At 60.0% G+C, this 12,064-nt stretch carries 13 protein-coding genes; 10 read left to right on the top strand and 3 right to left on the bottom strand.

Translation table 11 applies throughout. The annotated features are described in order from the left end of the window. Positions 1–249: 249 nt before the first annotated feature. Positions 250–1,359 (bottom strand): hypothetical protein, encoded by a 1,110-nt coding sequence (locus RMO51_RS18090; protein ID WP_310396990.1) that lies wholly within the window; start codon positions 1,357–1,359, stop codon positions 250–252. Between the two features lie 352 nt (positions 1,360–1,711). On the opposite strand from RMO51_RS18090, the gene recA reads away from it, so the two are divergent. From recA to RMO51_RS18040, 10 genes are all read left to right on the top strand, one after another. Then, entirely contained in the window at positions 1,712–2,743 is a 1,032-nt protein-coding gene (recA, locus tag RMO51_RS18085; RefSeq protein WP_310396992.1) for a recombinase RecA, read from the top strand. 189 nt (positions 2,744–2,932) lie between these two features. After that, entirely contained in the window at positions 2,933–3,748 is an 816-nt protein-coding gene (locus RMO51_RS18080) for a DUF3108 domain-containing protein (RefSeq protein WP_310396988.1), read from the top strand. Between the two features lie 90 nt (positions 3,749–3,838). Next, positions 3,839–4,534, top strand: coding sequence for a response regulator transcription factor (locus tag RMO51_RS18075; protein WP_310396986.1), 696 nt, complete (start codon positions 3,839–3,841; stop codon positions 4,532–4,534). A 129-nt stretch (positions 4,535–4,663) separates the two neighbouring features. Continuing rightward, positions 4,664–5,719: an ATP-binding protein gene (locus RMO51_RS18070; protein WP_310396982.1), complete on the top strand. Its 1,056-nt coding sequence runs from the start codon at positions 4,664–4,666 to the stop codon at positions 5,717–5,719. A 104-nt stretch (positions 5,720–5,823) separates the two neighbouring features. Further along, positions 5,824–6,537, top strand: a complete 714-nt coding sequence (locus tag RMO51_RS18065; RefSeq protein ID WP_310396980.1) for an RluA family pseudouridine synthase — start codon at positions 5,824–5,826, stop codon at positions 6,535–6,537. 163 nt (positions 6,538–6,700) lie between these two features. Continuing rightward, positions 6,701–7,153 (top strand): 50S ribosomal protein L13, encoded by a 453-nt coding sequence (rplM, locus tag RMO51_RS18060; protein ID WP_310396978.1) that lies wholly within the window; start codon positions 6,701–6,703, stop codon positions 7,151–7,153. Between the two features lie 37 nt (positions 7,154–7,190). Beyond that, complete coding sequence (gene rpsI, locus RMO51_RS18055; protein ID WP_140465477.1) at positions 7,191–7,577, top strand: 30S ribosomal protein S9; 387 nt, start codon at positions 7,191–7,193, stop codon at positions 7,575–7,577. Positions 7,578–7,595: 18 nt separating this feature from the next. Beyond that, positions 7,596–8,363 (top strand): 30S ribosomal protein S2, encoded by a 768-nt coding sequence (gene rpsB, locus RMO51_RS18050; protein WP_310396974.1) that lies wholly within the window; start codon positions 7,596–7,598, stop codon positions 8,361–8,363. A gap of 160 nt (positions 8,364–8,523) precedes the next feature. Continuing rightward, a complete protein-coding gene (gene tsf / locus RMO51_RS18045; RefSeq protein WP_310396972.1) occupies positions 8,524–9,360 on the top strand; it encodes a translation elongation factor Ts in 837 nt (278 codons plus the stop codon). A 75-nt stretch (positions 9,361–9,435) separates the two neighbouring features. Continuing rightward, positions 9,436–9,732: a hypothetical protein gene (locus RMO51_RS18040; protein WP_310396970.1), complete on the top strand. Its 297-nt coding sequence runs from the start codon at positions 9,436–9,438 to the stop codon at positions 9,730–9,732. Positions 9,733–9,864: 132 nt separating this feature from the next. On the opposite strand, the gene RMO51_RS18035 is transcribed toward RMO51_RS18040, so the two are convergent. Then, positions 9,865–10,917: a DUF3089 domain-containing protein gene (locus RMO51_RS18035; RefSeq protein WP_310396968.1), complete on the bottom strand. Its 1,053-nt coding sequence runs from the start codon at positions 10,915–10,917 to the stop codon at positions 9,865–9,867. Positions 10,918–11,035: 118 nt separating this feature from the next. After that, positions 11,036–12,040 carry a hypothetical protein gene (locus tag RMO51_RS18030; protein WP_310396966.1) on the bottom strand — a complete coding sequence of 335 codons (1,005 nt, stop codon included), beginning with the start codon at positions 12,038–12,040 and terminating at the stop codon, positions 11,036–11,038. Positions 12,041–12,064: the final 24 nt, after the last annotated feature.

Here is a 12,064-nt window from a genome sequence, read left to right as displayed (position 1 = left end):
CCCCCCCCCCCTTTTTTGTTAAAAAACCCCCTACCCCGGGCCCACCGGCCCCCGTTCGGGGCGGCCGCCCCCCCCCCCCCCCCCCCCGTGGTTGTCGGGGCCCCGCGGCAGCCGGTGGGGCCGCCCCAGAGGCCTCCCGGAATTTCGGGAGCCTCGTGGGGCCGCCCCAATGAGCAGCCGGCATTCCGGGAGGCCTCTGGGGCGGCCCCAATGGGCGACCGGGAGTGCAGCTGCCTCGTGGGGCCGCCCCTACCGCCCCACCCGCGCCCGCTCGCTCACGTTGCCCAGCAGCCACTCCTGCCGAAAATTCAGGTATACGCCGTACGAATAGTCCAGCAGCTTGGCGTTGAAATCGTACACCGGCTCCACCCGCACGGTGAGCGCCGCCGCGTCCGCGATGCGGAAGTCGCGCAGGAGCCGCACCAGCAGGAGACGCCGGTTGCGGTCAATGAACTCCGGGCTGGCAACCGTGCGCGAAAATCCCTGGTACAAATCGCCTCCCAACGGCGCCACGAAGCGCTGGCCTTGCCAGTAGCTCAGCATCACGTCCAGGTAGCGGGTTTCGAGGGTGGTGTTCAGGTACAGGGCGCGGCCATTGCGGAACGGCAACTGGTTGTTGGTCGAGGAGTTGTCCTGAAAGCCCACCACGTAGCCGTTGAAGCGCAAGGCTTGGATTGTGCGCTTATCCAGCGCATACCGCGCCTCAATACCCACGGCTTCGTTGAACAAAGTCTGGACCGGCGCGGCCAGCGTATCAATCTGTCCGCCAAAGTGCTGAGCCGTGAACTGAAACGGCACCGCCATCCGCCACCGGCTGCTGTTGCCGGAGAGGCGGTAGCTGCTGCTGAGGCCGCCCGCAATTTCCTCCTGGTAGTTGCTGAAGCGGTACTGCTGGCGCACCCAGTCCACCCACGCATCCAGAAACAGCCGCTCGCCCAAGTAGCGGTACTGCACGCCTTCCTCCAGCGGCTTGAGAATGACGCGCTCAAAGTTGAATAGCGGCTCGATGTAGTTGTGGTTGAGGTGGGGCCGAATATTACCCACGACAACCTGGTGGTTTTTCACCGTCCAGGTGGCGCGGTACGTGGGCCGCACCTGCTGCAACACCGGGTTGCCAAAGTCCTTCCACAGAAATACGCCAGCTTCCAGGCGCAGGTCTTTGGTGGGGTAATAGACCAACTGCGGGTTCAGTTGCGTGCCGAACAATGTCCGACCGTCGATGATGCGGTTGAAGTATTCGTTATTTTTGAAGAACGTGAACGCGCTTAACGAAAGACGCAAGTCGCCGATGGCCGGGGCGTTGTCGGCCTCCATCTTCTCCGCATCGCGGTAAGGAGACGTTTCGTCGACGGTTATCATCCGGCCCGGTTCCGAAGAAGTGAACGCCCGATTGTCCAGCTGGGCCCGGGCATCTCCCACTTTAATTAGCACCGCCGCAAGGGCAACTAAAATTCTTAGATAATTCCTCATATATTTCCCCACCCAGCGGCACGAAACCGGCGGGCGCTGTGTTAGAAAAAGCCGCTCCAAAAGGGCCTGTTTCGGGTTTTTACTCAGGAATAGATTTATTCGATTGTGGCCCGGCCAAAACGCTTAACTTTACCAAACGTAACCCCTTTTTCATAAACACCCCCTCATGGCACTAGCTACCAAAACGGCCCCAAAAGCCGAAAGAGTCGAAAAGGCTGAAGTCAACACCGCCGCCGAAAAAATGAAGGCCCTGCAGCTCACGCTCGACAAGCTGGACAAAGCCTACGGCAAAGGCACCGTGATGAAGCTCAGCGACAACAAGGTGGGCGACATTCCGAGCATCAGCACCGGCTCGCTCTCGCTCGACATTGCCCTTGGCATTGGCGGTGTGCCCCGCGGCCGCGTGGTGGAAATCTACGGCCCCGAGTCGTCGGGCAAGACGACGCTGACCATGCACATGATTGCCGAGGCGCAGAAGAAAGGCGGCATGGCCGCGTTCATCGACGCCGAGCACGCCTTCGACAAATCCTACGCCGAGAAGTTGGGCATTGATACCACCAACCTGCTTATCGCCCAGCCCGACAACGGCGAGCAAGCGCTGGAAATCGCCGACCAGCTGATTTCCTCCGGCGCCATCGACATCATCGTGATTGACTCAGTGGCCGCCCTCGTACCGAAGGGCGAGTTGGAAGGCGACATGGGCGACTCGAAAGTGGGCCTGCACGCCCGCCTCATGAGCCAGGCCCTGCGCAAGCTCACCGGCACCATCAACAAAACCGGCTGCTGCTGCGTGTTCATCAACCAGCTCCGCGAGAAAATCGGCGTCATGTTCGGTTCGCCTGAAACCACCACCGGTGGCAACGCCCTGAAATTCTACGCTTCGGTGCGCCTCGACATCCGCCGCATCGGCCAAATCAAGGAAGACAAAGACAACGTAACCGGCAACCGCACCAAGGTGAAGGTGGTGAAGAACAAAGTAGCACCGCCCTTCAAGGTGGTGGAGTTTGACATCATCTACGGCCAGGGCATCAGCAAAGTCGGCGAAATCGTGGACCTCGGCGTCGACATGGGCATCATCGGCAAGTCGGGCTCGTGGTTCAACTACGGCGAGACCAAAATCGGCCAGGGTCGCGAAGCCGTCAAAACCCTCCTGCTCGACAACCCGGAACTGGCCAACGAAATCGAAGCTAAAATTCGGGCCATGGCCAAGGGCGATGAGGCCGTCATTCCCGTCGACCTGACCATCGTGGAGGACGGCGAAGACACGCTGTAATTCCAGTTAAAAGTTATAAGTTAAGAGTTAAAAATCAGTAGGTCTTAACTCTCAACTTGTAACTTTTAACTTCCCAAGAGAAAGCCCGCTGCAATCTGCAGCGGGCTTTTTTACGTCTGTATCTTTGGGTGCCCGGAGGCTGGCATTGCGTTTGTCTGGCCCTGGCTTGCTCTTCTTCTCATCGTTTTTATGAACCGCTGCTGGCTCTTCTGTACTCCGATTATTCTGTTGCTGGCGGCCGCGCAGCCCGCCTCGGGCCCCGGCGACGCCGTGCGGAGCGTGCCGCAGTCCAGCTTTGGGCGCGGCGAAGTCATCAGGTACACCGTCCACTACGGCCTCATCAACGGCGGCGAGGCCACCGTGGAAACCGCTGGCAGCCTGGAGCGCATCAACGACCGGCCCTGCTACAAGGCCACGGTGAGCGGCCGCACCACCGGCTCGTTCGATTTTTTCCTGCGCATCCGCGACCAGTGGCGCGCTTACATCGACACGACCAGCATCCTGCCCCTGCGCGCCCAGCGCGACATTGCCGAGAAGAATTACCGCAAGAAAGAAACCGTGGACTTCGACCACGTCCACGACATGGCCGAAGTGCAAAACCACAAGAAAGACAACCCCACGCGCAAGTCGGTGAAAGTTGCGAACAACTCCCTGGAGCTGGTGAGCGGCTTTTATTACCTTCGCACGCTCAATTTTGACCGCATGCGGGTGGGCGAGGTCATTCGGATGCCGGGCTACTTCGACGGCGACAACTTTATGCTGGAAGTGACCTACAAAGGCCGCGAAATTGTGGAAACCAAAGCCGGCGACATTCGCACCTTCAAGCTGGTGCCCAAGATGCCAAGCAACAAGCTTTTCCGGGGCGAGAACGCCGTTTCGGTCTACCTCTCCGACGACCGCAACAAGATTCCAGTCTTGTTCCAGGCCGAAATGTTTGTGGGCACCGTGAAAGTGGACATGGTGAAGTACCAGGGCCTCAAGTCGCGGCTGAACGTGGTGGACTGACCACGTCACGTAATCGTAACATAGCCACGGACCGGTGAAGCGGTACTTTTGCGCAAGCAAAACTTTTGCTTCACTTAAGCCCCTAAAGCCGTGACTGCTCCCAAATCCGCCGTGTACAAGATTCTCGTGGTTGACGACGACCCGGACATCGTTGAGTTGCTGGAGTTCAACCTGAAGAAAGAAGGGTATCAAACGGCTTCCGCCTCCGACGGCCGCAAAGCCCTGGACGTTGCCGCCGAATTCAACCCCGACATCATCCTGCTCGACGTGATGATGCCCAACCTCGACGGCATTGCCACCTGCCGCCTGCTGCGCGAGCAGCCCAAGTTCAAGGACACCTACATCCTGTTTCTGACGGCCCGCGCCGAGGAGTTTTCGGAAGTGGCCGCCTTCGAGGCCGGCGCCGATGACTTCATTGCCAAGCCCATCAAGCCGCGCGCCTTGCTCGGCCGCCTGGCCGCCGTGAAGCGCCGCGACCAGGACCCCCACGCCGCCATCGACGCCATCGACATCAACGGCCTGCGCATCGACCGCACCGGCTTCGCCGTGTACCAGGAGGGCCGCAAAATCACGCTGCCCAAGAAGGAGTTTGAGCTGCTGGCCTTCCTGGCCGCTTCGCCCCACAAGGTGTTCAACCGCGAAGAGCTGCTCCAGAACATCTGGGGCAACGACGTGTTCGTGCTGGCCCGCACCGTGGACGTGCACGTGCGCAAGGTGCGCGAAAAAGTGGGCGACCACCACATCCAGACCATTAAAGGCGTGGGCTACAAGTTCAACGCCGACTGATGCGCTGAGGCGATAATGTGCTGATGTGCTGCTAGTGTAAAGCCGATTCTGCTCCAGAGTCGGCTTTATCTTTGAAACCCGGTGTCCCATTCAGCACCTCAGCACCTCCAACAATCAGCACTTCAACCGATGAATTTGTCTTCCCGCACCATTGCCGTCCTCATTGCGCTGCTGGTGGCGGGCGTGCTCACCACCTACGCTCGCATCGGCCCCACGCTGCCGTTTCGGGAAGCTTTTTTGGCGGCGGGCGTCACGGTGGCGGCGTGCTTTCTGCTGGTGTACCTTTCCTTTGAAGCGCTGATTTTCCGGGAAATCAACGGCATTTACGCGGGCCTGGAGCACATCAAGCGCAAGGAGTTCAAGAAACTCAGCAACAAGTTTCTCTTTCGGCCCGAGCCGGTGAAGCGCGTGCGCGACGAAATTCTGCTCATGGCCGAGCGCCGCCAGCAGGAGCTCGACGAGCTGGTGCGCCTGCAAGCCCTGCGCCGCGAGTTTCTGGCCGACGTGTCGCACGAGCTGAAGACGCCGCTTTTTGCCGCCCAGGGCTTCGTGCACACCATTCTGGACGACGAGGAGGATGACATTGACGTGGCCACCCGCCGCAAGTTTCTGCGCAAAGCCGCCGCCAGCCTCGACACCCTGGACGCTCTTGTGCAGGACCTGGTCACGATTGCGCAGCTCGAAAAAGGCGTGGTGCGCATGCGCCGCCAACGCTTTGACCTGATTGCGCTGGTCCGCGAAATATTTGAGCTGCTGGAGCAGCAGGCGGCCCGGCGGGGCACCACCGTCGAATTGTTTCCGCCCCTGCTGGCCACCGCCAGCCTGCCCGTGGTGGCCGACCGCAACCGCATCCGCCAGGTGCTGGTAAACCTGATTGACAACGCCATTAAGTACGGGCGCGATGGCGGCCACGTGATAGTGTCCCTGGTGGAAAGCGGCCGTGCGGTGCGCATCTCCGTGCGCGACGACGGCGCCGGCATCGCGCCCGAGCACCAAGCCCGCATCTTCGAGCGGTTTTACCGCATCGACAAAAGCCGCTCGCGCGAGTCGGGCGGCTCGGGCCTAGGCCTAGCCATCAGCAAGCACATTGTGGAGGCCCACAAGTCCAACATCCGCATCAAGAGCATCGTGGGCGAAGGAACCACGCTGGAGTTCAAGCTCAGCAAGCCGAAAGTGGGGACTTAGGGGCAGGGGCCCGGATTCGGCACCACAATTTGGTCAAACTTTACCCACCGAAGTCCCCCGGCTTCCGAGTCCCCAACCCCCAACATCTACCTTTGGGACTGCGCATGAAGCTTCCCAAGTTTTCCGACCTCGTTATTTTTGAGAACGACGACTATCTCGTCGTCAACAAGCCCCCGTTTCTGGCCACGCTCGACGAGCGGGTGGGCGGCGCCCCCAACATGCTGCGCCTGTCCCGCCAGCACCACGACGACATCCAGGCCGCCCACCGGCTCGACCGCGACACCAGCGGCGCGCTGGCCTTCGCCAAAACCCCCGCAGCCTACCGCCACCTCGCCATGCAGTTTGAGAACCGCGAGGTAAAGAAGCAGTACCACGCCGCCGTGTGGGGCACCCCGCAGTTCGACCATCAGGTGGTGGAGCGCAGCATCGAGACCACCACCCGGGGCAAAGCCCGCCTCGCCTACAAGGGCAAGCCCGCCGAAACGCACTTCACCACCCTCGAAACCTTCGCCCGCCACGCCCTCGTCCTCTGCGAGCCCATCACCGGCCGCATGCACCAGATTCGCCTGCACCTCATGTATTTGCAGGCGCCCATCATCGGCGACAAGGACTACGGCGGGGAGGACTTCTTTCTGTCTTCGCTGAAGAAGAAGTTCAACCTGAAGGAGGGCGAGGAAGAGCAGCCGTTTATCAAGCGTTTTGCCCTGCACGCGCTACGGTTGCAGTTTTCGGGCTTGGACGGCGAGGGGATTTCGGTGGAAGCGCCCTACCCCAAAGACTTCCGGGTGCTGGTAGAAGCCCTGCGTCAGAACCAGTAGGCTTTAGCTGCCGCCCGCGGGAATAGCCTGATTTGCAGGAATATTTTCGGGCCCTTCGCTTGGCTATTTGCCCGCAAATCAGTACCTTTGTGTCCGTTTTTCCCGAAGCCTAGGCGGCTCTGGGCTTATTTTCAATAGTTTAGCACACCTTTTTTTTCGACTCATGGACCACCTGAGCTTCAAGACGACCCACGTCAGTAAGGCCAACGCCCAGAAGAGCTGGGTTATCGTAGACGCCAGCGTAGCCCCGCTGGGCCGCGTGTGCTCGCAGATTGCCAACATCCTGCGCGGCAAGCACAAGCCTTCGTTCACGCCCAACTCGGACTGCGGCGACAACGTCATCGTTCTCAACGCCGACAACCTGCGCGTAACGGGCAAGAAAATGACCGAGAAGGTCTACATCACCCACTCCGGCTACCCCGGCGGCCAGAAGCGCCGCACCGTGCGCGAGCAGATGAACCGCGACTCGCGTCGCGTCATCGAGCACGCCGTGAAAGGCATGTTGCAGGACAACAAGCTGGGCTCGGCCCAGTACCGCAACCTGTACGTGTACCCCGGCATGGAGCACCCCCACGAGGCGCAGCAGCCCGTGGCCATCGAACTCAAAAACCTATAAGCCACGACGGCTTACTTTCTTTAATTTTTTTCACTAAATGGCAATTACCAACACCTCTGGTAGAAGAAAAACCTCGGTGGCCCGCATCTACATGCAGGCCGGGCAAGGGAATATCACTATCAATGACCGGGACATGAAAACGTATTTCAGCAACGAGTTGCTGGAGAACGTGGTGAACCAACCCCTGGCAATTCTTGAGCAAGTCGGGCAGTACGACATCAAGGTGAACGTGAAAGGCGGCGGCATTTCGGCCCAGGCCGAGGCCATTCGCCTGGCCATCACCAAAGCCCTCGTGAGCGACAACGAGGAGACTCGGCCGGCGCTGAAGAAAGAAGGCTTCCTGACCCGCGACCCGCGGATGGTGGAACGCAAGAAATTCGGCAAGCGCAAGGCTCGTCGCTCGTTCCAGTTCTCGAAACGCTAAAACCAGGAGGATTTTATCATGGCTCAGACGACTTATAAAGACCTGCTCGACGCAGGCGCCCATTTTGGCCACCTCACCCGCAAGTGGGACCCCAAAATGGCGCCGTACATCTTCATGGAGAAGAACGGCATCCACATCATTGACCTTAACAAAACGCTGGTTTCGCTCGACTACGCCGCCACCGCTATTCGCAACATTGCGAAGAGCGGCCGCAAGGTGATGTTCGTGGCCACCAAGAAGCAGGCGCAAGAGATTGTAACCACCGAAGCCGAACGGTTGAAGATGCCCTTCGTCACCGACCGGTGGCTGGGCGGCATGCTCACCAACTTCGCTACGGTGCGCAAGTCGTTGAAGAAAATGGCTACCATTGACAAGATGGTGAAGGAGAACACGGCCTACGCCGCGCTTGCCAAGCGCGAGAAGCTGATGATGTCGCGCGAGCGCGCTAAGCTCGACCGCGTGCTGGGCGGTATCGCCGACCTCGGCCGCCTGCCCGCCGCCCTGTTCGTGGTGGACGTGAAGCGCGAGCACATCGCCGTGAAAGAGGCCCATAAATTGGGCATTCCGGTGTTTGCCATGTGCGACACGAACTCCAACCCCGAGCTGGTGCAGTTCCCGATTCCGGCCAACGACGACGCCTCGAAGTCCATTCAGCTCATTGTGGGCGTGATTGGCAAGGCCATCGAAGACGGCCTGTCGGAGCGCAAAGTTGACAAAGAAGACGCCGACCGCAAGGAAGCCGACGAAGCGGCCGTTGCTGAAAAAACGGCTGCTGACGAAGAGTAAGCTTTAGGGAGCTAGGAGTTAGAAGCTGGAAGCTAGAATCAGCTGGGTTATTCCAGCTTCTAACTCCTAGCTCCCAACTCCTAGCTTTTTTAACGCCTTTTAATCAACATTCTAGCTACTAGCTCCCCGCTCCTAGCTTCTAAACCCCTCCCTACTTCCAATGGCCGCTATTACCGCCGCAGACGTAAACAAGCTCCGCACCATGACCGGCGCGGGCATGATGGATTGCAAAAAAGCCCTGGTGGAAGCCGACGGCGACTTCGAAGCTGCCCGCGACATTCTGCGCAAGCACGGCCAGAAAATTGCCGACAAGCGCGCCGAAAACGAGACGTCGGAAGGCCTCGTGCTGGTGAGCGTGAGCGAAGACGGCACCCAGGGCAAATTGGTGGCCTTGGCTTGCGAAACCGAGTCGGTGGCCAAAGTGGCTAACTTCCGCGAGCTGGCCCAGCAAATTCTGGACACGGCCGTGCGCATCGATGCCGGTACCAAGGAGGACATCCTCGCCGCCAAGGCTTCGGATGGCCTGACCGTGCAGGAGCACGTGACCGACCTGATGGGCAAAATCGGCGAGAAGCTGGAGGTGACTTACGCCACGCTGACCGCAGAGAAAGTGGCTTCGTACATCCACTCCGACAACAAAAAGGCCGTGCTGGTGGGCCTGAAGAACGTGGGCTCGGCCGATGCCGCAGCCGTGGGCCGCGACGTGGCCATGCAAATCGTGGCCATGAAGCCCGTGGCCGTGGATAAAGACGGTGTGGACTCGGCGACGGTGGAGCGCGAAATTGAAGTGGGCAAGGAGCAGGCCCGCACCGAGGGCAAACCCGAAGCCATGCTGGAGAAAATTGCCTTGGGCAAACTCAACAAATTCTACAAGGACAACACCCTGCTGAATCAGGAATTCGTAAAAGACAACTCAATGACCATCGCCCAGCTGCTCGACAGTAAGTCGAAAGGCATGACGGTTTCGGACTTCAAGCGCGTGGCTATCGGCGCTTAATTGCGGCTGGCAGCTGAATGAGAAAGGCCCGCTGGCATTGTGCTAGCGGGCCTTTTTTGTTGCTATACTTACGGCATGGATGATATACGCAAAGCAGCTTATCGAGGAATTCTATATAATTTCCTCCTGGATATTCGAACTGTTCCCGCTCTATTAAAAGATGATGCCCGAGCCATTACTATTGGCAAGTATGCTGGACCGATAGCATACCAACTTCATAACTTAGCTCTGGCGTCCGTTAATGACTTTGCTGGTTTTGACGAAGCTCTCTTCTGGGCCTCAATTGACGCTTTTAAGAACAGGAATCCTAGCATTCAAATCACGCACTTTCGCCTTCAATTTGAACAGGACTTAGAGCGGTTCTCAAGTTGATGTACGGTCATTACTATACTGGAGAGACGCAACATATTGCGTCTCTCCGCTGAACGGCTCGCGGCAGCATCGTTCAACGAGGAGACGCAACATGTTGCGTCTCTGCTCCCATTCACCAGCCTGAGAACCGCTCTAGTTATTACTTAACAACTGCCACGCCCGCACCCGTGCCTGGGCATTCTCGCGGATGTTCATGTAAAAAAGGCTGTAATCGGCGATGTGGAAAGAATGGCGCAACTCGGGGCGGCCGGGAAGCAGGAAGCGGGGGTAGCCGCCGGGCTTGGGCGGGGTTATCCAGAGCAGGCCTTGGTGGATTTTGGCGTCGGTGACTTGTGGGTCGATGCGCTTGAAATCCATGCTGACGCCACCGCGGTTGAGGGTGGCGGGGGCTAGCAGTGTGTCGAGCGTCCAAGTAAGGGGGTTAGTGACGGCGTAGGGATGGACGGGCGGGTAGTCGTTGCCGGTAGCGGCGGCATTGTAGGTAATGAAGCAGCCCGTTTGGAGCGAATCGGCACACAGGCGGATGACCTGGAACTCCGCGGGTTTCACCTGGAAGCCGATGAGGTAGGCGGCCACGAGCTGGCGCCGCCGCGCGGGGTCGCGGTCGAAAAACTCGTGGAGCAGGTGCGTGGCGTGGGCGGTGCCCTGGCTGTGACCGGCGAGGATGATGGGCCGGCCCCGGTTGTAGTGGGCGAGGTAGTACTGGAAAGCCGCTTTCACATCGGCGTACGCTAAATCGACGGCGGCTTGGCCGTTGGGGGTTTGCTCGTCAAAAAACGAGTAGAGCGTGGCCTGGCGGTAGCGCGGGGCGTAGATGCGGCCGGCGGCGTTGAATGCGCTGGCCTGGTGGCGGATGGTGCTGCGGTCGGTGAAGCGGTTGAGGCCTTGCCGGGCCAGGTCGGCGTTCCAGGACTGGGGCTGCACGTAGGTGGTGGGGTGAATGAAGAACACGTCGGCCGCGGCGGTGGCTTGCTCGTCGCGCAGGCCGGAGTTGCGGGGCACGGCGTCGGCGGAGTCGCGGCGGGTGGGCAGGGCGGCCCAGCAGCTGTCCTGGGCGTAGTCGGGGCCGGCGGCGGGGGTGTAGGCCGCGAAATCGCGGCGGGGCTTGATGAGGTTGAGGCAGGACGCGAGGGGCAGCAGGAACAACAGCGGCAGAAAGCAGTGGCGGATAACGTATTTTAACATGGGAACAGAATAAATAAACAGTCATGCCGAGCTTGCCGAAGCATCTCCCCGCCCCACCAAACAAATGCCATTGTGACGAAGAGAGGTGCTTCGCAAGCTCAGCACCGCAGGTCCCAGCTTACTTGGACGGCCAGTATTTCAACTCGCGCGGTGCGCCAGCTTCGTCGTAGAGTAGGCTTAGGGGCTCGGCGGGTTTGGCCACCACATCGGCCAGGGTGATGTGCCAGCGCTGCCACATTTCGGCCAGGGTTTGGGTGTAGGCGGAGTTTTCCCAGGGGTTGAAGATGGCCCCGGTCACGTCGTCAATCAGGGAGTCGAACACGAGCTGGGTGTCGCCGGGGCGCGGGGCACGGGGGTAAATGTCGGGCACGACGTGCAGCAGGTGTGCGGCGTAGTACACGCGGGCCTTGAACTCGGCAATTTGCACGGGGTGCAGCGGGCGCTGGGCGTCGGCGTAGACTTTGCCCATGGCCTGGCCCACCAGGCCGATATCAACCAAACAGGCCACCAGCACGGCTTTATCGAGCTTGATGCTGAAGACGAGGGTGTTCAGGTCGTCGTCGTACTCGAAGGGCGTGACGTCTTCGGCAGGGTCAGCTTCGAGCACGAACACGGAGCCGGGCACGAAATCAGCGTACTCGGTGGGCACCCGCAGGCCCTGCAGCAGCTGGAAAAACGCCTGGAAGCGACGAACCAGCGCGGCATTTTCGGCCAACGGGTACTGGGGCTTTATCAGCGGCTCGAACTCGTTCAGCAGCTCGGTGATGAAGATGCCGTAGAACATCTTGCCCAGCCACAGAAACAGCGCGTCGTCGCCGAGGGCGCGCAGGGCGGCGGGGCCTTGGGCGGCGGCATTCTCCACTCGTTTTTCCAGGGCATCGATGCGCTGCTGCGCGGCCGGGCTGGCGGGCAGGCGCAGGTCGCGGAAGGCCACGGTGCGTTGGTCGAGAAGCTGAATGGGACGGTCGGCTAGGCCGTAGCGGGCTTGCAGCCAGTCGGCGAATACTGGAATGGTGTCGGCGGGGCCCACGGGCTGGCCGCTGAGGAAACACGTGCGGGGGCCAAACTGCATGCCATCGAACGGGTCGTAGGGAATGAGGTCGGCGGGGGTGAGCGGGAGCATAAAAGACGGTAGCGCGAACTTTGC

The organism is Hymenobacter sp., assembly GCF_031398885.1.
GTDB lineage: Bacteria > Bacteroidota > Bacteroidia > Cytophagales > Hymenobacteraceae > Hymenobacter.
Note: the sequence above shows the minus strand (reverse complement) of the source record. Positions and strands in the feature narration are given on the sequence as shown.